This is a genomic window from Enhygromyxa salina (assembly GCF_002994635.1).
GTDB classification, from domain to species: domain Bacteria; phylum Myxococcota_A; class Polyangia; order Nannocystales; family Nannocystaceae; genus Plesiocystis; species Plesiocystis salina_B.
In genome coordinates, this window is the sequence record NZ_PVNL01000051.1 from 190,563 (window position 1) to 213,022 (window position 22,460).

Genomic DNA, 22,460 nt, shown 5'->3' on the forward strand with positions numbered 1-22,460 from the left:
CCGCCATCACTTGGTCCGCTTGCCCGATGAGGTCGTCTCGACCCGGTTTGCGGGCGGCTGGGCGCGAAGGACCTCGTCCACCCACGGGCGCAGGTACTCGCGAACGGCGCGCAGTCCCCGGGACAGGCGGCTGCGGACGGTGTTGTACTGGATGTCCAGCTCGCTCGAGATCTCGCGGTTCGTCGCCCCATCGATGTGGAGCTCGACGACATTCCTGTAGTGCTCCTCGAGCCGCTCGACGGCCTCGGTGAGGCGCTGAAGGTACTCGACTCGCGCCAGGCGCTCATTTGCTGGGGTCTGCAGCCCCGGCGGCTCGCTGCTGGGGGCCTGTTCGGTCACGATCCTTCGCCTGAGTTGGCGGTGGCGCTCGGCCATGACCCGCCGCGCGACCGAGAACACGTAGTGTCGGAAGCTGGACTCGCTGCGGAACCGCTCGATCCGTCCAATCGTCTCGAGCAGGGTAATTTGCGTCAGCTCCTCCGCGTCTTCGCTCGGCAGCCGCTTGCGGTAGTACGACCTGAGCGCGCTCAGGTAGCGCGTGGCCAATAGGTTACCAGCGGCTGTGCTGCCAGTTCGCATCGCCTCGATGATCTCGTCGTCGGTCACCTCGAAACGCTATCACCGGCATATGACCACATTTGGGCCGGCGCCGCTCGCGCGGGTCCTCGGCGGACTGGAGCGTCGGAAGTCGACCCGGCGGATCGTTACGGTTGTTCCATGCACGCATTCGGGTCGGTGCTCGCGAGCGTCGGAAACTGCACGCTCGCCGTCAGGACGACTGCCAGCTTTGGCGAGACGACCGACTCACTCGGCGCCGCGATCGAGCTTGCGGGCCAGGGTGTTGCGGCCGATCCCCAAGCGGCGCGCGGCTTCGCTCTGGTTGCCATCGCAGGCGTCGAGGACCGCGTCGATGTGGGCCCGCTCGAGCGTGGCGAGCGAGACTTCGGGATCGCCGAGACGTGGGCCGTCACCGACCGGAGCGGAGTTGCGCGAACCCATCCGTGGGCGCACGGCGAGCGGGAGGTCATCGGCCTCGATCGTCGCGTCGTCACACAGCACCACAGCGGACTCGATGCAGTTCTCGAGCTCGCGGATGTTGCCCGGGAAGTCATGCGAGAGCAGCCGCTCGAGCGCTGCGGGGGAGACCTGGCGGATCGCCCGATGGTGGCGCCTTGCGTAGCGATCGACGAAGTGCTCGACGAGCCGCAGCAGATCCTGACGCCCACGCTCGCGCAGCGGCGGCAGCAGGATCGGCACCACGCGGATCCGGTAGTAGAGGTCCTCGCGAAACTCGCCGCGGTCGATCATCGCAAGCAGGTCGCGGTGGGTCGCGCAGATGACCCGGATGTCCGCGTGAATGGTCTGGGTCCCGCCGACGCGCTCGAACTCGTGATCCTGCAGGACCCGCAGCAGCTTGGCCTGAAGGGCCAGCGGCAGCTCACCGATCTCGTCGATGAACAGCGAGCCGCCGCTGGCCGCCTCGACCTTGCCGCGAGTGCTGCGATCGGCCCCGGTGAAGGCCCCGCGCTCGTGTCCGAACAGCTCGTTCTCGATCAGCGCCTCGGGCAGGGTCGTGCAGTCGAGCTTGACGAATGGCTGCCCGCGGCGGGGCGAGTTCACGTGCACCGCCCGGGCGATCAGCTCCTTGCCGGTCCCGCTCTCACCGTTGATCAGCACGGTGGCGTCGGTCCCCGCGGCCTTTCGCACGACCGCGTAGACCGCCTGCATCGCCGCGGACTCCCCGACGATCTGGTTGAAGGTGTAGCTGGGGCCTGGCCGGGGTTGCTCGGTGAGGTCGAGCGAGACGGGCCCACGCGCGCGCAGCTCGGCGTAGAGGCTGGTGGCCTCCAGCACCTGTCCGGCCTGGCTGGCGAGCACGATCGCGTTTTGCTCGTCCTCGGCGTCGAACCGTCCGCGGGCGGCGTTGAGCAGCTGCAGCACGCCAATGACCTCGCGGCGGCTGTCCCAGATCGGCATGACGAGCATCGAGCGGGTGCTGAACCCGGTCTGGCGATCAAAGGTCGCGTCGAAGCGCGGGTCGTCGGCGGGGTTCGAGACGCTGAGCACCTTGCCCTCGGACGCGACGGTCCCGGCGATGCCCTGACCGAAGTCGAGGCGGATCCGCTCGAGCTCGGGCAGGTGCGCGACCACGGAGCTGAGCGTGCGGGTCCGGCCGTCGACCAGGTACAAGGTCCCGCGCTCGGCCGCGAGCCGATCGACGATCGTGTCGACGACCGCGACGAGCAGCGCGTCGAGCTCGACCCCCCGGGTGAGGAACGGGGCGGCCGCGAGCGCGACGCTGTCCCGCTCGAGCGCCGACGCGCGCTGGTCCTTGCCGCTCACCAGCCCAAGGTTGGCCCACGCGCGTGGGCGTGAAAAGCTGCCGCTGTCACGCGGCGAGGTCGGTTCGCGGGTCATCGCCGAATTCCGGGCGGGCAACTCCTGTTCGAAGCTGTCGCGCGCCGCCTACTGAGCACACGCGGCGATCGACGCGGGGCGGCGAGCCGTGGCGAGCTGGGCCTGGCCGAGGCTCTCGCCGAGCTCGACGACCATGCCCTCGCGGGCAACGCTGGTCGCGCGGAACCGTCGCCGGGCTCGGGCCGCGAGCGCGTCCATGAACCCGTCGTCGTGGCTGGGGTCGTGGTGAAACAGGCAGAGGTTGCGGACGCCGGCCGCCTCGGCGACCGCGGCTCCGCCCTCGAAGGTGCCGTGGCCCCAGCCCTTGCGGCTTGGACCGCCGACCCCGGCGTACTCCTCGGGTGTGTACATCGCGTCGTAGATCAGCACGTCGGCTCCGCGCGCGAGCTCGACGAGCGCGGGCGGCGGGACCTCTGGATCGTGCTCGAGGTCGGTCGCGTAGACGATCGCGTGACCCTCGTGCTCGACCCGCCACGCCACGCAGCCGTTGGGGTGATCGACGGCGGCGTGGCGGAGCTTGGCCTCACCCACGCGCACGACCTGGCCGGGCGTCAGCTCGTGAAAATACAGCTCGCTGGCCATGACCTCGAGTCCGACCGGGAAGGTCGGCGGCCGCATCTGCTCGCTGAGGACCTCGCGGACGAACGGCGCGTCGTCGTCAGCGCGCACGTGCCAGACGTCGAGTCGGTTGCCGGGCACGTAGGCCGGACCGAAGAACGGGAAGCCCTGGATGTGGTCCCAGTGCAGGTGACTGAAGAACAAGTTGGCGTGGACCTGGCCGGCTCCGCTCGCGCGGTTGAGGTCGCTGCCGAGCCCGCGGATGCCCGTGCCCGCGTCGAAGATCAGCTGCTGACCGGCGACCTCGACGGCGACGCAGGGGGTGTTGCCGCCGTAGCGACGGGTGGCGTCACCAGCGGTGGCGATTGAACCTCGGACTCCGTAAAAGCTGATTCGCATGCTTGCTCTCCCTGCTCGCGCGTCGTTGCGCTCGCGGGCTCAGACTGCAATCACCGTTCGAATCCATAACTGTTGTGATTTCAATGGGTTGGGCGGCCGTGCGGAGGCCGCTGATCCACGCTGGTGCAGGGCCTGATCGATCCTGGATCGGTGCGGGCGCTCATGAGCCGCGCAGCACGAAGTACACGTCGCGCTCGAACCCACAGCGCGGGCAGTGAACCCGGGCGACGCGCTGGCGCTGGCCGGCGATCAGCTCGGCGCGGTGGTGCTCGCAGCGGACTGAGCCATTGCACACCGGGCACGGCCAGCGCTCGGCGTGGCGATCGATGACCGCGGGCGAGTCGACCACGATCGCGCGGCTGGGATCGCCGCCGGGGAGCTGGTCCGCGGGCGGCAGCTCGGGCTGATGCGCCCGCGTCACGACTGGCTCGCGGACCCTGGGACCCGGCGCATAGAACATCCAGACCAGCACCGCCACGGCCGCGATCGCGAGCAACATCGTCACCGGCCCACCAGCACGACCTCAGCCTGGTTCGACATCCGCGATGTGTCCCGCGATCAGCTCGGCGACCTCTCCGGGCGCGAGCACCGGGCCCATGTGCCCGACATCCGCGAGCTCGACGTGACGGCATCGAGGCATGACCTGGGCGAACACATCGCAGCAGCGCTGGCCCGCGCGGGTCGAGGTCGCGCCGGAGATCACGAGCATCGGCAGGTGTCCGAGCGCCTCGGCGTAGCGGGTGTGGGGCAGGTCGTCGAGCGCGGTCTCGCGGACCTCCTCGAACATCTTGCGGCTCGATCGCAGCCAGGCGGCGCGCTCGTCCGCGTCGAGCTCGGCGAAGCTCCCGGGCCCGCTCCAGTAGTCGATGAAGCGCTCGACCCATGCTTCGCTGCCACCAAAGGCGTCATCGAGGAACTGCCCGTCGGCGTCGTAGTCACCGAGCTCGGCGAGGCCGACGGTGTCGCCGGTCGAGCGCAGGATCCCGAAGCAGGTCGGCTCGTAGAGGGCCAGCGAGCGCAGCAGCTGGGGACGCCGCAAGCCGGCGCGCAGACCCACGCGGCCGCCGTAGGAGTGGGCCACGAGGTGAGCCGGGCGCTCGCACAGATCGAGCAGCGCGTCGACGACGTCGACGTCGTACTCGGTCCGAAACGGACCCGGTCGCGGCCAGTCCTCGGACTCGCCATAGCCGATCAGATCGACGGCGAACACCACGTGGCCGCGCTTGCTCAGCGACCTGGCGAGGCGGCGCCACTGCAGACCGGACATACCGGTGCTCGGCAGGCACACCACCGGCGACAGCCCGGTCGCCGTCGCGGGGGGGAACTCGTGGTAGCGGATGCGCAGGCCGTGGACGGTGATCGTCGGCATTCGGGAACCTCAGCCGCGCGAGCGTCGGCGGGGCCGGCCGACGCTGGTCATGCCAAGCATGCCAAGCATGCCGAGCATGCCAAGCACGCCAAACGTGCCCAGGGCGTGTGCGGCTCCGGTGGTCCCCGCCGAGCACGCGCAGCCGTCCCCGGTCGCGAACGCGTCGTCCTGGAACCCGCTCGAGAACCCGGTCTCGCCGCCGTCGTCGCCGGCTTCGCTGGGTCCCTCGGGCACACACGCCTCGTTGATGCAGATCAGGCCGGGATCGCAGCCACCGCCCATCGTGCACACGCAGCCGAGGCTGCCGATCGCGCAGTCGGTGTCGGGACCTGGACCGGTGTCGCCGTCGCCGTCTCCAGAGTCGCCGTCGCCGGGGTCGCCGTCGCCATCTCCAGAGTCGCCGTCGCCGGAGTCACCGTCGCCGTCGCCGTCTCCAGAGTCACCGTCGCCGTCGCCGAGATCCTCGATGCACTCGCCCTGGGCCTGGGTGATGATCGTGTCCTCGCCGTAGTAGAAGCGGAGCAGCTGTTGATAGTCGTAGCCCTGGTTGTTCTCGAGGCAGCGGGCGCCCCACTGCGACATGCACCCACGGTTCTGGCCGAACCCTGACTCGTTGGGCTCGAACACCCAGCCCAGCGCGGTCTGTTCGACGTCCGGGCCCGCCTGGCCCTCGTTGTAGGTGACCCAGTGCTCGGTCCCGACGTTCTGGTTGCCGACGCAGGCCGGCGGCGGCGTGTTGGGATCGCCGGCCACATAAAAAGCATAGGTCAGCACGCCGTTGTAGTTGATGTACTGACCGCTGGTCTCTTGCACGGCCTGATAGGCCTTGGCCGAGGGCGTGGCGCCACAGGTGTAGACCTGGCAGCCCTGGCTGTCACACACGCTGCCCTGGTTGGCGATGTAGTAGTACGCGACCGAGCGCGCCGCGATCGCCTGGGCCTTGAGGGCCTCGAGGTTGGCGCCACCGTTCTCACACGTGATCACGTGCGGGAGGTAGTCCGTCTCCATGTCCTTGATGCCCTTGCCCTCGACCAGGATCTCACAGTAGGCGGCGGGCAGCGGCGCGGGGATCCAGGCGTCGGGAGCCGGCGTCACGTCGGCGCGGAGCTGATCACCCTCGTCATCACCGACGACACACGACAAGGTGACGCCGGCCAGGCTCACAGCCGCGGCGAGTGAAACGAGGACAATCCGGCGACCCATGGCAACGAGCCTGCCATGAAACCGGACGGGCGTGTCAGCAATAACGCGGAGGACGCGAGCGCTACTGACCAGTCAGGACGCGGGCGGGATCGGTCCGGGCGGCGCGGTTGGCTGGGAAGAACGCCCCTAGTACACAAAACCCGATCGCGAATCCGAACGCGGCGAGCAGCAAGGCCGGCGGGAAGTCGAAATAGGTCCGCGGCTTATAGGGGAAATCTGGGATGTAGCTCGCGGACACCCAGTCGAACACGCGGCCGGCGACGATCGAGAGGGCGACACCCACGGCCCCAGCGAGGGCCCCGACGACGGCGGCCTCGCTGATGATGATCCGGCGGATGTCCCCGCGGCTGGCCCCGATCGCCCGCATGATCCCGAGCTCCTGCTGGCGCTCGTAGATGAGCATGAAGAACACATGCATGATGTTGATCGCGGCGATCCCGACGATCACGATGCTGACGAAGCCGAACACCATCATGAAGATCGTGATCAGCAGGGCGGCCTGCTCGGCGCCCGTGTCGGTCACGTCGAGGTTGAGCTCTTTCACCGCCGCCGCGACCGAGGCGACGTCGTCCTTGGATTCAATCTGCAGGACCGCCGAGTGGTACATGGACGCCGACGCGGGCTCGCCGAACTCCACGTTCAGGCGCCGGACATAGCCGACCGGGAACGTCATGCCGAGGTTGATCGCCTTGTCGGAGAACCCGACGAGCATGCCCCGGGCCTCGTAGGTGTGGTCCTTGGCCGAGGCGTCGACCATGGACGCGCCAAACGTCAGGTCGAAGGTGAAGCCGACGGCCGAGTCGGGGTTGATCTTCGGGAACCCGTGCGCGCGCCGAACCGAGCCGTTGTAGAGCTCGACGATGTGGTTCGAGATGATGATCGGGATGTACTTGCGGCAGCGCGGCTGCTCGATCGGCTTGGGCGGCGGCGGCTTGCCAGCCTTGGCGGCTCGGGTCACGGCCTTCTCCCAGCTGGCCAGCTCGCTCACGCCCCAGCAGTAGGACTGCTCGTCGTGGGCTTCGACGCACTGCTCGTTGGTCTCGCACGGGGTCGCGGAGGGCAGGGACTGCCAGCCGTCCCAGCCTTCGGCGTCGGCCTCGAAGTCCTCGAAGACCAGGCGCTTGGCGATGTCCCCCCGGACCAGCTCGGGCTCGACGCCGTCGGCGATGAGCTCGGCGCGGAGGTTGTTGCCGAACAGCTTTTGCCCGCCCCAGACCATCGACGGGATGGTCAGCTTCATCTTGGGATACACGGCCGAGACGCTGGGGATCGCCCGGAGCTGGGCGACCTTGGCGTCGTCGATGATCTCGTTGCCCAGCGGCACGCGCAGGACCGAGACGTCGACGTCGAAGCTCTTGGGCACGACCTCGAGCTTGTCGAGCGGGAAGATCTTGCCGAGCACGACCTTGCGGACGCCGCCGCCGAGGGCCAAGAAGAACGTGAACGCGGCGATCCCCACGATGATGCCGATCGACGCCAGCAGGAAGTGCCTGCGGTTGCGCCGGATGTCATCGAGCGCGATGCGGAACAGACGACTGGCCCTCATGCCGTGCGCTCTCCCATTGCATCTGGGGCATCTGGGGAGCCAGCCTCGCGCTGCTGAAACTCGCCCGCGCCCTCGACGATGCAGCCTTGGTCGATGTGGACGATCCGCTTGCAAGCCTGGGAGATCATGTGGTCGTGGGTGACGATCACCAGCGTGATGTCTTGTTGTTCGTTGAGTCGGCGAAACAATGCGAGGATCGACTGCGCGGTGGAGATGTCGAGGTTGCCGGTCGGCTCGTCGCAGATCATCAGCCGCGGCCGGTTGAACAGCGCGCGGGCGATCGCCACGCGCTGCTTTTGCCCGCCCGAGAGCGTGTTGGGCAGCGCGTCGCACTTGTCGGACAGCTCGACCTCCGCCATGACCGCGCGCGCGCGCTCGAGCGCGGGGCCGCGCTCGAGCGAGTCACCCCCGCGAGCGAACACCGCCGGCAGCGCGACGTTCTCGATGCAGGTCATGTGCTCGAGCAGGTAGAAGCTCTGAAAGATGAACCCGATGTTCTGATTGCGGTAGGCGCTGATCGAGGCGTCATCGAGCTCGCGCAGCTGCTTGCCGTCGACCTCGACCGAGCCCTCGTAGTGGCTGTCGAGCGCGCCGACGACGTTGAGCAGGGTGGTCTTGCCCGAGCCAGAGCGGCCCACGATCGCGACGAATTCGCCTGCTTCGATGTCGAGGTCGACACCCTTGAGGACCTCATTGACCACCTTGTTGGTGGTGTAGCTTTTTCGGAGCCCGCGCAGGCGGATCATTGCGCGAGACCATAGCCGCGCAGTGCCAGGCGGTCAAACCCACCCGATCTGCGACAGTTTGTCAGACGCGCCGTAGCTGCGGGTTCTCGGCGCTTTTGCGCGGTGGACGCTGAGCCTGATGCCGCTACACTCGGGCCATCATGAGCGACATGGCCACGGTGTTCGACAAGATTCTCAGCGGTGAGATCCCTTGCCATCGCGTCTACGAGGACGAGCAGGTGCTCGCGTTCTTGGATATCTCTCCGCTCGCGCCGGGGCACACGCTGGTGATCCCCAAGCAGCGCAAGACGTTCCTGCACGAGCTCGATGACGAGTCCGCCGCGGCGATCGGCCGGGTGCTGCCTCGAGTCGCGCGCGCGGTCATGGCTGCGAGCGGCGCGACCGAGTACAACGTGCTGCAGAACAACGGACGTGGCGCCCATCAGGCGGTGTTTCACGTGCACTTTCACGTGATCCCCAAGCTCGAGGAGCGCGGGCTCGGGATCGACTGGCGGCCCGGCGCGCTCGATGCCGCCGAGGCCCGCGAGCTGCTCGAGCGCATGCACGCTGCGCTCGCTGACGGCGCCTGAGCGGGGGATCTGGGGGGGCGAGCTCACAGGCCGAAGTCGAAGGCCAGCTCGACGCTGGCTCGCTCGCCGTCGCTCGGCTTGGGGAACTGCCAGCCCCGCGCGAGCGCGACCACGCAGGCCTCGACGTCGCGGCTGGCGAACGCGGAGCGCTCGCCGACCTCGGCCGCGCTCACGCTGCCGTCCGCGTCGATCGTGAGCGCGACGACGAGCGTCCCCGCGAGCCCGGGGGTGGCCGCGAGCGCGCGCCCGTGGCAGGTCCGGATGTCGTCGGCGTGGTCGCTGGCGGTGCGGCGAATGATGTCGCGGTTGAGCCCGCCGTTGATCATCGGCACCTGGATCTCGAGCTGACCAGTGAAGCTGTCTCGGCTCGGCCGGCTGGCGGCGGGGGCCTCCAATGGCTTGCTCTCTCCCTCACCCATGGCCTCAGCGTCCATTGCCGGCTCGGGCTCGGCCATGGGCGTGGCGGATGGCGCGAGCTCGGCTTTTGCGGCTTCGCTCGGGGAGCCCTGAGCTGGGTCGACGCTGGCTTGCTCGGCCTCGGGGGCGCTCGCGTCTTTGGGTGACGCGCAGGCGAGCGCGAGCCCGAGCGTGGGAAGGAGCAACAGACGAGGGCCGGTCACCGATCGCATGCCCCGATGGTAGTTGGTCTGCGCGGCGGGGTGGGGGAGCTTCACGCGGTCACGAGTACAGCGACCCTGGCCACAGCTTGAGCACGACCGCCCGCTTGGCTCGCTCGCTGCGCCAGTAGTCCGACTCGGGATCGAGCGGCGCGCTCCCGGCGATCAGCACGCGCAGCTGCTCCTCGAGCTCCGAGGTAAAGCTGGCGTCCTGCACGACGACGTTGGCCTCGCTCTCCCAGAAGCTCGCGGTCGCGTCCAGGTTCGCCGATCCAATGCTGGCCAGGCGCCCATCGACGGTGACCAGCTTGGCGTGCACGTAGGGCCGAAATCGACCGCCGCGGGCGACGACCTGCTCGGACTGCGGCGGCTCGAACTCGTAGACGTGGACGCCAGCGAGCAGCAGCGGCTCGAGCCGGGCTTTGACCATCAGCTCGAACAAGGTCCGGTGCATGGGCGCGGGGAAGAAGCTGCCGTCGGCCCGGCGCGCGGCCGCGCTGCCGGTCAGCAACTCCACCCGCACCCCGCGAGCGAGCAGCCGTCGGATCGAGCGCTCGAGCGCGCTGACGATCGGGAAGTCGTTGACGATGTACACGTGGTCGTTGGCGAGCTCGAGCATCGACTCGTACATCGCCAGGCCGTTGGCGTCGGCGAGGCCGTGATGGACCACCAGCCTGCCAGCCGCCGACCCGGCCGTGGGCAGCTCGGGCAGCAAGCCAGGCTCGTTCTCGGGCGTGAGCGCGCCGCCCTGCTCGTGCCAGGTCCGCAGGAACGACTGCTGGACCTCGCGGACCAGCGGCCCGGCGACCTCGACGTGGGCGTCGAGCCAGGGGATCCGCTCGTGGCGGGTGTTGTCGTGGATCGGGATCTCGGCGAAGCCCGTGTAGTACTCGTCGCTGGCGTTGCGACCCGACACGATCGCCCGGCGCCCGTCGATGATGATGAGCTTTCGATGGTCGCGGCGCTTGAGCTTGGTGACCTCGACGTCGTGGCGCGACTCGATCCGCTCGACCGCGAGCACGGAGATGTTGGGTTCGGCGCGGAGCGAGCTGAGCAAGGGGTTGACCCGGCCGAGCAGCTCCTCCTCCGAGTACAGCGCGTCGAGCATCAGGCGAACCCGGACGCCGACCCGGGCCCGGCGGATCAACGCGACGATCAGCTGCTCGGTGAACTCGCTGGGCCGGACGATGTAGAACTGCAGGTGCAGCGAGTGCGTCGCGCTGTCGATCAGCTCGAACACGCGCTGGCGGGCCTTCAGGTTGTCGAGCTCGGCGTGGAATTCATTGCCCTCGACCAGGGTCGAGCCGGTCGCGTGGTCGAGCCGCCAGGTGTCTCGATCGGCGCGCGCCCAGGCCTCACGAAACGCGAGGGCGCGGGCGGGCATGTGCTGCAGCTCGCCCGCCCTGGCCCGCCGGATCGCCTCGTCGGGTGACAGCAGCTCGATCGGCTCGGTGGTGTCGCGGTCGGTGGGCGGGAGCTGCTCGCTGATGATCGCGGTGACCGGCACCCCCTTGGCGCGGAGCTTGCGAACCGCGGTCAGCCCGAACATCTGGGCGAAGTCGACCCCGAGGCTGGTCAGCTCTTGCTCCTGGCCGCCGTAGATCAGCGTCGCGGTCGCGGGGATCTGGTGGGTGACCATCGCCTCGTGGATCGCGAGCGCGCGGCTCTTCTCGTGGATGTCGAAGAACGCGACCTCGAACCCGGCCTCGGCCAGCGCGTCGAGCAGCGCGAGGTCGGGGCCCAGGCGCTCGCGCGGCGCCGGACTCGGGAGCAGCAGCTCGGCGTGAACCAGCGCGAGCGGGCGGCCGTCGGCGACCTGCAGCGTGCGGCTGCCCGTCAGCTCGGCGCTCGGGCCCACGCGCCCGGTCGCGGTTGCGAGCTCGACCCCGACCCGATAGCGCCCGGGCGCGGGCGCGCGGATCATCGCCCGGACCTCGCTGCGATCCTCGATCGGGTGCTCGGCGACGAGCTGCTTGTCGAGGTAGAAGCGGACCACCGTGCCGAGCTTGGCGGCGACGCCGAGGGTCGCCTGCAGCTCGACCCACTCGCCGGGGCTGGTCAGCACGTCGCGTTCGATCCCACCGATGACGCTGCGCAGGGTCGGGCTCCGACTCCAGCGCTCCAGCGTCGCGCTCAGCGCCCCGGCGACCACGTCGGCGAGCGGTCGGGACTCGGCGTCGACGTCGGCGACGCCCGCCTCGTCGCCAAACAAGCCAACGATCTGACGCAGGCGGACACTCAGGTCGGCTCGTTCGGGCACCTTTGAGAATATCGGGCGGCGGCGAGCTTGGGTAGGCGTGGCCTGGGCCAAATCCACCCGACGGGCCCGCCAAACCTGCCGGGTCCTGGGTTCAGGGGTGGCTCACGGGTGAATTGTGGCGGCGAGCAGGCGCCGATACAGGCGCGCGGTCCGGTCGGGTCGGCGCAGCGGGTGGCCAAAGTCCCACAGCTCGCGCGGAGAGACTCGCAGGCGATGCGGCTCGTGGTTCCAGAACCGCAGCCGGCCCGCATAGCACAGCGCGCTCGGGCTGAGCTCACCCTCGAGCAGCGCGAGCAAGTCGCTGGCCCAGCACTCGATCCCCGCGGCGAATTCCACGGTGGGGTCGGTGCAGGCGTGGCGAACGAACGCGCACGCGCTCGGCTCGTAGGCCAAGACGGACGGCCCGTCGTCATCTCGCAGCGACAGACACGGCCGCGCCCACGCGCCGCTGTCGAGCTTGGTCGGCAGCGAATGGATCTCGCAAAACAGCGGTCCGCCGTACAGGTAGCGGGCGAGGTCGACCAGCTCGGTCGCGAGCCGCTCGGATCCGTCTGCGCCGATCCGGGTCCGTGCGCAGGCCGGGGCATAGTCCAACAGCCGGGGGCCGTCGCCTCGGTAGTCCCGCTTGGGCCAGCGCTCGGGCGGGCGCGCGCGGATGAAGGCACGCTCGGTGAGGGTCGAGACGATCGCGCCGTCACGCATGACCAGCGCCGCTCCCGGGTTGGGGGCGCGCACGTGTGGCCCCCCCGTGAGCTGACCGAGGGCACTGGCGAGCCGCTGCGAGTCGATCGGAAACAGGTGGTGGTTCATCCACGCGCGCTCGCGATCGAAGCTCCAGCCGCCGCCGCAGATCCAGGTCGCGAGCGGGGCGCCGCAGCTGGCCGCGAGCTGGACGTGGCGGCGCTCGAGCGCCCGGGCGAGCGCGGGTGTGTCGTCCAGCGAGGGATCCGCAGGATCCCGAGTCACTGGATCACGCGGTCGAGCCAGATCTTGAAACGCCGCGCGCGAGCAGTTGTTGGCGACCACCCAGATCCCGAGCCGACCCGAGACCAGCTCGCGCAGCCGCGAGAGATCGCCGTCGCGCGGGCGCACGTCGATCGACGTGAACACGCTGCCGTGTCCGCCCCGATCTTGGATCAGCAGCGGGACGACGTCCCACTCGTCGGCTTGCTTGCCGCCTCGGTGATCGGTCGAGAAGCTGTGAACGCGCAGCTCGCCGAGCTCGACCACCGCCTCTGGCTCGAGCAACTCCACGGCCGAAAACCCCATGTGTGCGAGCAGCTCGCGGGCGGCGACCGACGCCCGACTCGACAGGTAGATCGGGGTCGCGCGATCGAGGCGCGCGAGCGAGGGGATGTCGAAGTGATCGTCGTGCTCGTGGCTGAGGATCACCGCGTCGATCCGCGGGAATCGACCGAAGTCGAGCGCGCGGGGCGGGTAGATCTCGCCGAGCAGGCCGCCATGCCCGAAGCGATCGCCGAGCAGTGGATCGAGCAGCACGTTGGTCGAGGCGGTCTCGATCAGCCAGCCTTGATGCCCGAGGAAGGTCAGCGCGAACATCTGGACGCACCCGCGTCATGGCCATGCTACCAGCGGTCCTGCCCAGCTGTCCCGCTGCCGACGAGCGGTTCGGTCTACGAGAGGGGCCTGCAAGCGGGCCAGGAGCCTGGCCCGAGCTGACAGCTGTGACCGGCGCCGCTGTCATCGCGTACAATCTGAGGGCGCCATGAACAACCCATACGGCAACTTGAACCAGGGGTCGGGCAACGGACAGCCCGGCTATCCGCAGCCGACACCGCAGTACGCACAGCCGGGCTACTCGTATCCACCGCCGCCCAGGCAGGCGCCGCCGCCCCACTACGAGCAGCCCGGATACGTCAGCTATGGCCAGGGCGCCGCCCCGCCCAACGCGTACCACCCGGCGCCCGGGGTTCATCAGGCCAACGAGCTGAGCAAGCTGGCCGACGACAGCCAGCTGTGGCTGATGGTCGCGGCCGGCGGGTTCTGGTTCGGCTTTGGCTTCATCACGGGACCGCTGGGCTGGTACTTTGGCAGCCAGATCCGCGGCAAGTATCGCGCGCTCGGACACCATCCCTGCTCGTCGGCCAACTGGGCCTGGGGGATCGGCATCGCAACCACGCTGATCACCTACCTCGGGATCATGTTCGTGGCTGGCTTGCTGATGATGGCGCTGGGCTTCTTGGCGGTCTGAACGCTACCTCTCGCGGGCCAGCGCCTCGAGGCCGGCGCGGTGGTCGGGGTAGCGCAGCTCGACGCCGAGCTCGGTCCTGATCCGCTCGTTGGCCACGCGCACATCGTCTTGCCAGAAGCTGCGGGCGATCGCGGACATCTCGGCGGCCTCGAACGCGACCGCCGGGGGTGGCTCGACGCCGAGCAGCTCCGCGGCGTAGGCCAGCACGTCGGCGCTGCTGGCCGGGTGGCCATCGGAGACGTTGTAGGCGCGGCCCTCGAGCGGGCGCTGGGGCTCGGTGGTGCGCTCGATCGAGGCGGCGAGCACGGCGGCGATGTCGTCGACGTGAATCCGGTTGAACAGCTTGCCGGGCTTGATCACGCGGGTCGCCGTGCCGGCCACGACGCGCTCGAGCGCGCTGCGACCGGGGCCGTAGATCCCCGCGAGTCGGAACACCCGGGCGCCGCGCTCGAGCCACGCGTCCTCGGCGACGAGCCGGCGCTGGGTTCGGGGCTTGGTCGGACGCCTGGGGCTGTGCTCGTCGACCCACGCGCCGCCGTGATCGCCGTAGACCCCGGTGGTCGAGAGGTAGCCGATCCAGCGCAGCTGCGAGCGGGGCAGGGCGTCGATCAGGGCGGCGTGCCAGCGCAGGACCGGGTCGCCGTCCACGGACGGCATGATCGAGTGCAACAGGTGGGTGGTCCCAGCCAGGGCTCGCTCGGGATCGGCGAGCGGCGCCGTGCCGTCGAACTGGTGGAGGGTCCAGCTGGGCTGAGCGAGCGCCGCAGCCTTCGCGTCGACGTCTCGGGTGGTGCCGGCGATCTCGAACCCCTGGGCGGCCAGGCGCCGGGCCAGTCGCTCGGCGCTGTAGCCGAGTCCAAAGCAAAACAGGCGAGGGGGCATGGCCTGGGTATCCCTCACGCGCGCGGCCGCAGCCACATCTTCATGCCGTTTGCGGGCCGCAGGGTCACAGCGGCCTCGAGGCTGTGATCCTGACCGGGGACCAGCTCGGCGCTGAACCGCTGCAACAAGGTTGCGAGCACCAGCTTGGCCTCATACAGGGCGAAGTTGACGCCGATGCACTGGCGCGGCCCGCCGCCGAACGGCAGGTAGCTGTAGCGCGGCCGCGTGCCAACGTGCTCGGGCAGGAAGCGATCGGGATCGAAGCCCTCGGGGTTGCGCCAGTAGCTGGGGTGGCGATGCAGCGTCCACGGCGAGATCGCGATCAGGGTGCCGGCCGGGATGCTGTAGCCGTCGAGCTCGACGTCGACCAGGGCTTGGCGCTCGATCAACCACGCAGGCGGGTACAGGCGCATGGCCTCGTCGATCACGCGCCCCGTGTACTCGAGGCGCGCGAGGTCGCCCATGCTCGGTGGCCGATCGCCACAGACCTCGCGGATCTCGGCGACGACCCGACGCTCGACCTCGGGGTGGCGCGAGAGCAACATGAAGGTCCACGTCAGCGCCTGCGCGGTGGTCTCGTGTCCGGCCAGGACCAGCGTCGCGACCTCGTCACGTAGCTCGCGGTCGCTCATCCGGACATCACCGGTCTCGTCGGTCGCGGCCATCAGCATGCTCAACAGGTCGCCCGTGTCCTCGTGGCCGCGGCGGCGCTCGGTGATGATGCCCATGACCACGTCATCGACGACCTTCATCGCGGCCTTGAAGCGAAGGTTGCGGGGAGTCGGGAGCCACGGCGGCGGGACCAGCAACATCGAGACCGCCAGGTGGTTGGCGTGCTCGAGCACCACGGCCAGGGCCGGGCCCATCCCGCCGGCCTTGTCGGACAGCTCGGTCGAGAACAGCGTGAGCCCGACGATGCGGAAGGTCAGCGACAACAGCTGTGCGTGGAGATCGACGACCGGCAGGGTGTCACCGCGCTGGCCGGCGAGCCGCTCCCACTCGTCGGCGAGATCGCTCGAGCAGCGGACCATGTGGTCGCAAAACCCGAGCAGGCGCTTGTGGTGAAACGCGGGCGTCATCAGCTTGCGCTGGCGCCTCCAGAACGGGCCCTCGCTGGTCAGCAGGCCCTTGCCGATCACCAGCTCGAGGCCGGTGTAGGATGGGCTCTTGTGAAAGTCGTCGGCGCGCTCGAGCAACACCGTGCGGATGTCCTCGGGTCGGTGGATCGCCACCATGTCGAACGGTCCGAATCGATAGCGGACCGTGTCTCCGTGCTCGCGGCGGCCTCGCTCGAACATCTCGAGCGCGTCGGTCCGAACGTCGACGATGCTGCCGAGCAAGGGCAGGCCATCGGGCCCGGGCGGGAGCTTGCGATCGCCGTATTGACGCCGGCGGGTGAACGCGCTGGCGAGGTGGGTGAAGGCGGGCGATGCGAACGAGTCCTTCATGTGGCGGATGATGCCAGGCGTGACGGCGGCGCTGCACGCGGCGGCCACAAGCTCCGCGCGGGGTCGATATTGCGGCCGGAGGCGGCCGTTTGGCGGCCGTTTAGCGGCCGGCGCTGCGTTGTCTGTTGCCGTCCACCCGCATACGATGAGACAAGCTGTCCGCGAGTCGTTTGATCGCGCTCAACCACATGAGTCGAAGCCTGATGTCCGTACGTCGTTTGTTCTGTTCGTCACTCCTGATCTGCCTCGTCACCGCCCCGCTTGGCTGCGGTGACCCCATCGACGCCGCCGATGACAACGGCTCTGGCGAGCCGGAGACCAGCGGGACCGAGCTCGGTGACACGGGCGAGACCGGTGAGACGGGCGAGACCGGCGACGAACGAGAGCCCGCCCCGCCGCCTCCGGCCTACGACGAGTGGGTCCCGATCGAGCTGCCGGACACCTATTGCAGCGACGGCAGCCAGTACAAATTCTTCGTCAACTGGCATGAGGGCGCCGACGATCTCATGGTGATCTTCGAGCCCGGCGGCGCGTGCTGGGACTATGAGAGCTGCTCGGGTGAGCTCGGCAAGCTCGGGGCCGCCAACCCCAACGGGATCTCCGACAACCACATGGACGCGTGGGCGGTCCACTCGCCGCTGGTGCGTCGTGACAGCAGCCAAAACCCGATGCGTGACTGGAACATGGTGTTCGTGTCGTACTGCACGGGCGACGTCCACACTGGCAGCCGCTCGGCCACCTACGAGAGCGAAGACGGCACCAAGCAGCTCGCCTACAAGCACGTCGGCCACGACAACATGATGGCGGTCAGCGAGTGGCTGGGCTGGCAGTTCCAGGACACGGACAAGCTGTACGCGGGCGGTTGTTCGGCGGGCGGGGCCGGCTCCAACGTCAACTACTTCTTCTTGCGCGAGGCGATCGCCCCCAACTTCGGCTACCTCGTCAATGACTCGGGTCCGCTGTTCCCCGACTCGGTCAACTCGGCCCCGCTGCACGAGCTGATCCAGTCGGCGTGGGGGCTCGATACGGTGATCGACGAGACCCCGATCGCCGCCGCGCTGACCGAGGACTTCGGCTCGATCAACGCCGAGATGGCCGACCTGTTCCCCGAGGATCGCCTGGCGATCACCTACTTCATCCGCGACTACAACTACTCGCGCTACTCCTACGAGCGCTTCTACGAGGGCATTGACCAGGAGGGGATTCACCAGAAATTCTGGGAAGACACGATCCTGCTCATGGACCAGTACGACGATCGGGACAACCTCGCGTACTTCTTGCCGTACTTCCGCAACATCAATGACAGCCACTGCGCGTCGATCATCGACTTCGGCCTGACCGACGTCGGCGACTGGCAGCTCGGCGACTTCATCGAGCTGGTGCTCGACGACAGCGCGCCGATGCAGAGCTTCGTCGATCCCGACGGGTCCATGGGCCCCCCCTGAGGTTCGCCGCATGCAACGCCACGACATGGACCACGAGCTGAGCTGCACGCCCGAGCGCATGTGGCCGCTGTACTTCGACGACGCGTTCAACATCGAGATGTACGAGCGGGGTCTGGGCTTCCCCTCGTGCCAGATCCTCGAGCGCCGCGATGACGGTGAAAAATTGGTTCGCCGGATGGCGATGACCCCCAAGCTCGAGATGCCCAGGGCCGTGGCCAAGATCGTCGGCGATCGGGTTGGCTACGAAGAGATCGGCGACTGGGTCCGCAGCGAGGGCGTGTATCGGTGGCGGCTGGTCCTGGCCGCGTTCGGCGACAAGCTGCGGGTGACGGGGACCATGCGCCTGGTCCCCCACGGCGTCGGGCACTGTCGGCGCGTCGTGCAGTTCGAGGTCGACGCCAACATGTTTGGGATCGGCACGCTGGTCGAGAAGACCGCGGCCAAGAACACCCTCGACGGCTGGGACAACAGCGCGAAGTGGATCAACAGCTATTTGGCCGCCCATCCGGGCTGACCATCAACCGACCATCAGCTACTCGCGCTGGACTTGCAGCTGGTAGCCCGTGCAGGTCGGGCTGTCCTTGAACCTGAACACGCGGACCCACACCGTGGTTGGCCACGGGAAGTTGTCCATGTACTCGAGCTGCTCCATGTCGGGGTTGAGGTCGCTGAAGCTCCACTCCGTCAGCGGCGGCGCGCTGGCGCCGAACTCGGCCGCCAGGCCCTGGCCGTAAGCCTGGGCACCGCAGTCGCGGTAGACCTCGAACCGATAGTCGTCATTCTCGTTGGTCAGGAACTGGATCATCGCGGTGCCGGCCATCGGGCGGGTGCCGGGATCGAGCGGGAAGTCGACCTGATACCAGTCTTCGGCGCCGTTGCCCTGGCCGTTGTCAGTCTCGAGGATCGCGCCGAGTGGCATGTCCGCGCTGACCTCACCGATCGGGTACGCGCCGTGGTAGGCGCTGCCTTGCCCGCAGCTCGACCCGACCGTGGCGGGATCGGTCGCGCAGTCGCCATCACCGTCGCCGGTGGTGCCGGGGTCGCCATCGCCATCGCCGGTGGTGCCGGGATCGCCATCGCCATCGCCCGTGCTGGGATCGCCGTCGCCGGTCGTGGGTCCGTCGCCGTCGCCGGTTCCCATGTCGCCGCCGCTCTCGTCGAAGGTGCCGCCCTCGGCGTTGGTGCCCGCTTCGCCATTGGAGAACATTGGATCCTCGCGATCATCTGTGGACGAACCACATGCGAATGCGAGGGGCAGGACGAACACGGGGATTAGGCGACGGGGTAAAGACATGAAAACACCAGGCAGCTAATCGTGGACGCGAGGTTAGCACGACTGCAGGAGGGCTTGAAAACCAACCGCATTCGGCGGCTATCACGTTGCTGGGCCCAGGGACAGGTCGGGTCGGCCGAAGGGCCGTCAACCCGAGCGAGCTGGCCTTCAGGACAAGTGTGCGCGCTTCGCCCCAGGCCTGGATCTAGAGTCAGCTCACGCGCCTGGTGGGTCGAGCTGGGCGATCTCGGCCAGCAACTCGTAGCTGCGCACCCGTGCCGCGTGATCGTGGGTGATCGTCACGACCAGGAACTCGTCGGTGTCATAGAGCAGCGCCAGGCGATCGAGCCCGCGCGAGACGGTCTGGGGCCCGCCGTGGAGCCGCAGAGCGCGGAGCTGCCGACGCATCGCGGCAGCGGCGGGCCCCCACTCGTAGGCCAGCGCCTGCTCGGGGGCCGGAAACGGGACGTGCCGGCCCTGCTGCAGGCTCAGGTACCAAAGCTCGGTGCTGCTGATCAGGCGGTTGGCCTCCGCGTCATCTTCGGCGACCAAGATGAAGGCACCGACGGCGACCCGGGGTCGCGCCAGCCATGGCGAGGGGACGAAGGCCTCGCGGTAGGCGTCGACCACGGTCGCCCCCGACGCGCCGCTGATGAACTGGGCGAAGCAAAACCCCCAGCCGAGCCTGGCCGCGAGCGTCGCGCTCTCGGTCCCGGACCCGAGCAGCCACTTTTGAGCCCCGCCTCCGTCGGCCGGGTGCAGGTAGGTCCCGAGGTCGCGCAGCTTGGTCTCGAACAGCTTCTGCTGCAGGTCGGGCGGGGCGGCGTTGGGGCACAGGGCGCGGGCGCCCTGGCTGTCGGTCCCCGGGGCTCGGCCGACGCCCAGATCGATGCGCCCGGGGTGCAAGGTCGCGAGCATGTTGAACTGCTCGGCCACCTTCAGCGCGCTGTAGTGCATCATCATGACCCCGCCGGATCCGACCCGAATCGACCGCGTCTTGGCGGCCACGTGGGCCATGAGGATCTCGGGGCAGGGACCCGCGAAGCTGTCGGTCGCGTGGTGCTCGGCCAGCCAGTAGCGCGCGTAGCCCAGCTGCTCGGCTCGGATCGCCAGGTCCACGGTCTCGGCGACGGCCTGGGCGGGGCCGCGCCCTTCGGCGACGGGGGACTGATCGAGGACACCGCAGCGGTAGCGTGGCATGAGGGGTTGATACTCCACCCATGCTGCGGTGGTGGTCGCCCGGCGCTTGCGCGACACTGCGGGGGTGACGGGCTCACGCGACTGCGTGCTGGCGATCGATCTGGGCACCTCGGGCCCCAAGGTCGCCGTCGTGACCCTCGACGCGGAGGTCGTGGGCTGGCAGACGCGGCCGGTCCAGCTGTCGCTGCTCGCGGGCGGCGGCGCCGAGCAAGATCCGGCCGACTGGTGGCGGGCGATCAGCGAGGCGGCGACCGCGGTGCTCGAGCAGACCGGCGCGGCCGGGCGGATCGTCGCGGTCGCCGTGACCTGCCACTGGTGTGGAACCGTGGCCGTCGACGGCGAGGGCGCGCCGCTGCGGCCGGCGATCATCTGGCTGGACTCGCGCGGGTCCCGATATGTGCCGGAGATCTGCGACGGCCTGATCCGCGTCGAGGGCTACGGGGTTCGAAAGCTGGCCAAGTGGGTTCGGCTGACCGGCGGGGTCCCCAGCCTCGCGGGCAAGGAGCCGGTCGCGCACATGCTGTGGCTTCGCCACAACGAGCCCGAGCTCTACGCCAAGGCCGCCATGTTCCTCGAGCCCAAGGACTGGCTCAACTTCAAGCTCACCGGGGTGTTCGCGGCCACGCATGACTCGATCACCGCTCACTGGGTGACCGACAACCGCGAGATCGACGAGATCCGCTACGACCCCGAGCTGCTCGACTGGATCGGGGTCCCGCGGGCCAAGCTGCCAGATCTGTGCGGCGCGACCGAGGTCATCGGCACGCTCACCGAATCAGCCGCGGCCGCGCTCGGGCTCGGTGCGGTCGGGGCCGACGGCATCCAGGTGATCGGCGGGACCCCAGACGTACAGTCGGCCGCGGTTGGATCCGGCGCCGTCGACGATCGTCACGCGCACATCTACGTCGGGACCTCGTCGTGGGCGACCTGCCACGTCCGCTACAAGAAGACCGACGTGCTCCACAACATGGCCTCGCTGCCCTCGCCGCTGCCGGGCCGCTACTTCGTCGCGGCCGCGCAAGAGAGCGCGGGGGTGTGCCTCGAGTACCTGCGCGATCACTTCTTGTTCGCCGACGACGCGCTCGGGACCGGCCCGGCGCCCGAAGATTTTTGGCAGCGGCTCGAGCAGGTCGGCCAGACCGCGCCGGCTGGCAGCGGCGGGCTGATCTTCACGCCCTGGCTGTACGGCGAGCGCTGCCCCGTCGCCGATGACACCCTGCGCGCGGGCTTTCACAACATGTCGCTGCGGACCGGTCGCGCCGAGCTGATCCGCTCGATCTACGAGGGCGTCGCGTTCAACACCAAGTGGCTGCTGAAGTACCTCGAGCGATTTGTCGGCGCGCGCTGTGATCCGATCCGGTTCATCGGCGGCGGCGCGATGTCGCAGCTGTGGTGTCAGGTCATGGCTGACGTGCTCGAGCGCGAGATCCACCAGGTCGTCGAGCCGCGGGCCTGCAACGCGCGGGGGGTCGCGCTGCTGGCCTCGATCGGGCTTGGGCACCTGCAGGTCGAGGACATCCCCAGCCGCGTCGGCGTGGCGAGCTCGTTCACGCCCAACCCCGAGCACCGCGAGATCCTCGATCGGCAGTTCGCGGCGTACCTGCAGATCTACGCCAAGAACGCCCCGATCCACCGCAGCCTCAACCGCCGGGCGTGAGCTCGGGCAGCGGCTCGATCGGTTGGTCGTGCGCGACCGAGTTGAAGCTCGGTGACACGCGCATCGACGCCAGGGCGACCTCGCTGCTGCGCAGCAGCGCGTGCGCGCGACGCTGATCGCCACCGAGCCAGTCGGCGACCTCGTCAGCCTCGAGGATCGCGGGCATCCGCGCGTGGATCCACTGTAGCTGCGGGGCGGCCGGGACCGTGATGATCGAGAACCCCTCGGGCCCGAGCACGGCCGCGAACAGCAGCGCCTTGTCGTCACGTCGGTGAAACCACCACGGCAGCCGCTGGCTGTCGCGGCGCGCCCACTCGAAGAACCCATCCGCCGGGATCAAGCAGCGCCCGGTCGCGAACGGGCCGCGAAACAGCGGCTGGCCCATCACCGTCTCGGCCCGGGCGTTGATCACCAGCTTGCCACGCTTGCCCGCCCGCTCGGGGCCGCGCAGCCCCCAGCTGCCGCGATCGAGGATCGGTCGGCCCGCTCGCCCGCGCACGATGAAGTGATCCTGACCCGGCCCAATGTTGTAGCGCGGCCGGTACTCGGACTGCGCGAGCCACTGCGAGAGGCCGTCCGCCTCGAAGCCCGGGACCGCGTCGGCGAGCAGCAGCGCCGCGGCCCGGTGGTTGGGCGCGCTGAGGCTCATGCGACCGCA

General features: G+C 69.1%; 21 protein-coding genes. 5 read left to right on the forward strand and 16 right to left on the reverse strand.

Annotation, left to right across the window (positions count from 1 at the left end; genetic code table 11):
* Positions 1 to 6: 6 nt before the first annotated feature.
* From ENSA7_RS13625 to ENSA7_RS13660, 8 genes are all read right to left on the reverse strand, one after another.
* Positions 7 to 606 (reverse strand): RNA polymerase sigma factor, encoded by a 600-nt coding sequence (locus ENSA7_RS13625; RefSeq protein ID WP_106089711.1) that lies wholly within the window; start codon positions 604 to 606, stop codon positions 7 to 9.
* A 198-nt stretch (positions 607 to 804) separates the two neighbouring features.
* Entirely contained in the window at positions 805 to 2,418 is a 1,614-nt protein-coding gene (locus ENSA7_RS13630) for a sigma-54-dependent Fis family transcriptional regulator (protein ID WP_106089712.1), read from the reverse strand.
* A gap of 48 nt (positions 2,419 to 2,466) precedes the next feature.
* Positions 2,467 to 3,375 carry an MBL fold metallo-hydrolase gene (locus tag ENSA7_RS13635; RefSeq protein WP_106089713.1) on the reverse strand — a complete coding sequence of 303 codons (909 nt, stop codon included), beginning with the start codon at positions 3,373 to 3,375 and terminating at the stop codon, positions 2,467 to 2,469.
* A 160-nt stretch (positions 3,376 to 3,535) separates the two neighbouring features.
* Entirely contained in the window at positions 3,536 to 3,880 is a 345-nt protein-coding gene (locus ENSA7_RS13640; protein WP_106089714.1) for a hypothetical protein, read from the reverse strand.
* Positions 3,881 to 3,898: 18 nt separating this feature from the next.
* The gene (locus tag ENSA7_RS13645; protein ID WP_106089715.1) at positions 3,899 to 4,744 is read right to left on the reverse strand and encodes an alpha/beta fold hydrolase; all 846 of its coding nucleotides are present in this window, start codon (positions 4,742 to 4,744) and stop codon (positions 3,899 to 3,901) included.
* Between the two features lie 9 nt (positions 4,745 to 4,753).
* Complete coding sequence (locus ENSA7_RS13650) at positions 4,754 to 5,947, reverse strand: SpoIID/LytB domain-containing protein (protein ID WP_106089716.1); 1,194 nt, start codon at positions 5,945 to 5,947, stop codon at positions 4,754 to 4,756.
* Positions 5,948 to 6,008: 61 nt separating this feature from the next.
* Positions 6,009 to 7,493 carry an ABC transporter permease gene (locus ENSA7_RS13655; RefSeq protein WP_106089717.1) on the reverse strand — a complete coding sequence of 495 codons (1,485 nt, stop codon included), beginning with the start codon at positions 7,491 to 7,493 and terminating at the stop codon, positions 6,009 to 6,011.
* Positions 7,490 to 8,239, reverse strand: a complete 750-nt coding sequence (locus tag ENSA7_RS13660) for an ABC transporter ATP-binding protein (protein WP_106089718.1) — start codon at positions 8,237 to 8,239, stop codon at positions 7,490 to 7,492. Before ENSA7_RS13660 ends, ENSA7_RS13655 begins: the two co-directional genes overlap by 4 nt.
* Before the next feature lie 140 nt (positions 8,240 to 8,379).
* Here ENSA7_RS13660 and ENSA7_RS13665 point away from each other — a divergent pair, with 140 nt between their 5' ends.
* Positions 8,380 to 8,808, forward strand: coding sequence for an HIT family protein (locus ENSA7_RS13665; protein ID WP_106089719.1), 429 nt, complete (start codon positions 8,380 to 8,382; stop codon positions 8,806 to 8,808).
* A gap of 23 nt (positions 8,809 to 8,831) precedes the next feature.
* Here the strand turns inward: ENSA7_RS13665 and ENSA7_RS13670 are convergent, their stop codons facing one another.
* From ENSA7_RS13670 to ENSA7_RS13680, 3 genes are all read right to left on the reverse strand, one after another.
* A complete protein-coding gene (locus ENSA7_RS13670) occupies positions 8,832 to 9,482 on the reverse strand; it encodes an AgmX/PglI C-terminal domain-containing protein (RefSeq protein ID WP_106089720.1) in 651 nt (216 codons plus the stop codon).
* Positions 9,483 to 9,486: 4 nt separating this feature from the next.
* The gene (locus ENSA7_RS13675) at positions 9,487 to 11,685 is read right to left on the reverse strand and encodes a phospholipase D-like domain-containing protein (RefSeq protein ID WP_106089721.1); all 2,199 of its coding nucleotides are present in this window, start codon (positions 11,683 to 11,685) and stop codon (positions 9,487 to 9,489) included.
* A gap of 102 nt (positions 11,686 to 11,787) precedes the next feature.
* The gene (locus ENSA7_RS13680; RefSeq protein ID WP_106089722.1) at positions 11,788 to 13,245 is read right to left on the reverse strand and encodes an MBL fold metallo-hydrolase; all 1,458 of its coding nucleotides are present in this window, start codon (positions 13,243 to 13,245) and stop codon (positions 11,788 to 11,790) included.
* A 166-nt stretch (positions 13,246 to 13,411) separates the two neighbouring features.
* Here ENSA7_RS13680 and ENSA7_RS13685 point away from each other — a divergent pair, with 166 nt between their 5' ends.
* Positions 13,412 to 13,897: a hypothetical protein gene (locus ENSA7_RS13685; RefSeq protein ID WP_106089723.1), complete on the forward strand. Its 486-nt coding sequence runs from the start codon at positions 13,412 to 13,414 to the stop codon at positions 13,895 to 13,897.
* 3 nt (positions 13,898 to 13,900) lie between these two features.
* On the opposite strand, the gene ENSA7_RS13690 is transcribed toward ENSA7_RS13685, so the two are convergent.
* Positions 13,901 to 14,779 (reverse strand): SDR family oxidoreductase, encoded by an 879-nt coding sequence (locus ENSA7_RS13690; RefSeq protein ID WP_106089724.1) that lies wholly within the window; start codon positions 14,777 to 14,779, stop codon positions 13,901 to 13,903.
* A gap of 14 nt (positions 14,780 to 14,793) precedes the next feature.
* A complete protein-coding gene (locus ENSA7_RS13695; protein ID WP_146157657.1) occupies positions 14,794 to 16,227 on the reverse strand; it encodes a cytochrome P450 in 1,434 nt (477 codons plus the stop codon).
* Positions 16,228 to 16,430: 203 nt separating this feature from the next.
* Between ENSA7_RS13695 and ENSA7_RS13700 the strand changes: the two genes are divergently transcribed.
* Complete coding sequence (locus ENSA7_RS13700; protein ID WP_181233710.1) at positions 16,431 to 17,672, forward strand: pectin acetylesterase-family hydrolase; 1,242 nt, start codon at positions 16,431 to 16,433, stop codon at positions 17,670 to 17,672.
* 10 nt (positions 17,673 to 17,682) lie between these two features.
* Positions 17,683 to 18,186 carry a DUF2505 family protein gene (locus ENSA7_RS13705; RefSeq protein WP_106089727.1) on the forward strand — a complete coding sequence of 168 codons (504 nt, stop codon included), beginning with the start codon at positions 17,683 to 17,685 and terminating at the stop codon, positions 18,184 to 18,186.
* Between the two features lie 18 nt (positions 18,187 to 18,204).
* Here ENSA7_RS13705 and ENSA7_RS43610 read toward each other — a convergent pair whose 3' ends face one another.
* Both ENSA7_RS43610 and ENSA7_RS13720 read right to left on the reverse strand, forming a co-directional pair.
* Positions 18,205 to 18,879 (reverse strand): hypothetical protein, encoded by a 675-nt coding sequence (locus ENSA7_RS43610; RefSeq protein WP_181233711.1) that lies wholly within the window; start codon positions 18,877 to 18,879, stop codon positions 18,205 to 18,207.
* Positions 18,880 to 19,161: 282 nt separating this feature from the next.
* Positions 19,162 to 20,145, reverse strand: coding sequence for an LLM class flavin-dependent oxidoreductase (locus ENSA7_RS13720; RefSeq protein WP_146157659.1), 984 nt, complete (start codon positions 20,143 to 20,145; stop codon positions 19,162 to 19,164).
* A gap of 64 nt (positions 20,146 to 20,209) precedes the next feature.
* Between ENSA7_RS13720 and ENSA7_RS13725 the strand changes: the two genes are divergently transcribed.
* A complete protein-coding gene (locus ENSA7_RS13725; RefSeq protein WP_244923792.1) occupies positions 20,210 to 21,802 on the forward strand; it encodes a xylulokinase in 1,593 nt (530 codons plus the stop codon).
* Here the strand turns inward: ENSA7_RS13725 and ENSA7_RS13730 are convergent.
* The gene (locus ENSA7_RS13730) at positions 21,786 to 22,451 is read right to left on the reverse strand and encodes an SOS response-associated peptidase (protein ID WP_181233712.1); all 666 of its coding nucleotides are present in this window, start codon (positions 22,449 to 22,451) and stop codon (positions 21,786 to 21,788) included. The two genes, ENSA7_RS13725 and ENSA7_RS13730, sit on opposite strands and share 17 nt — an antisense overlap.
* Between the last annotated feature and the right edge of the window lie 9 nt (positions 22,452 to 22,460).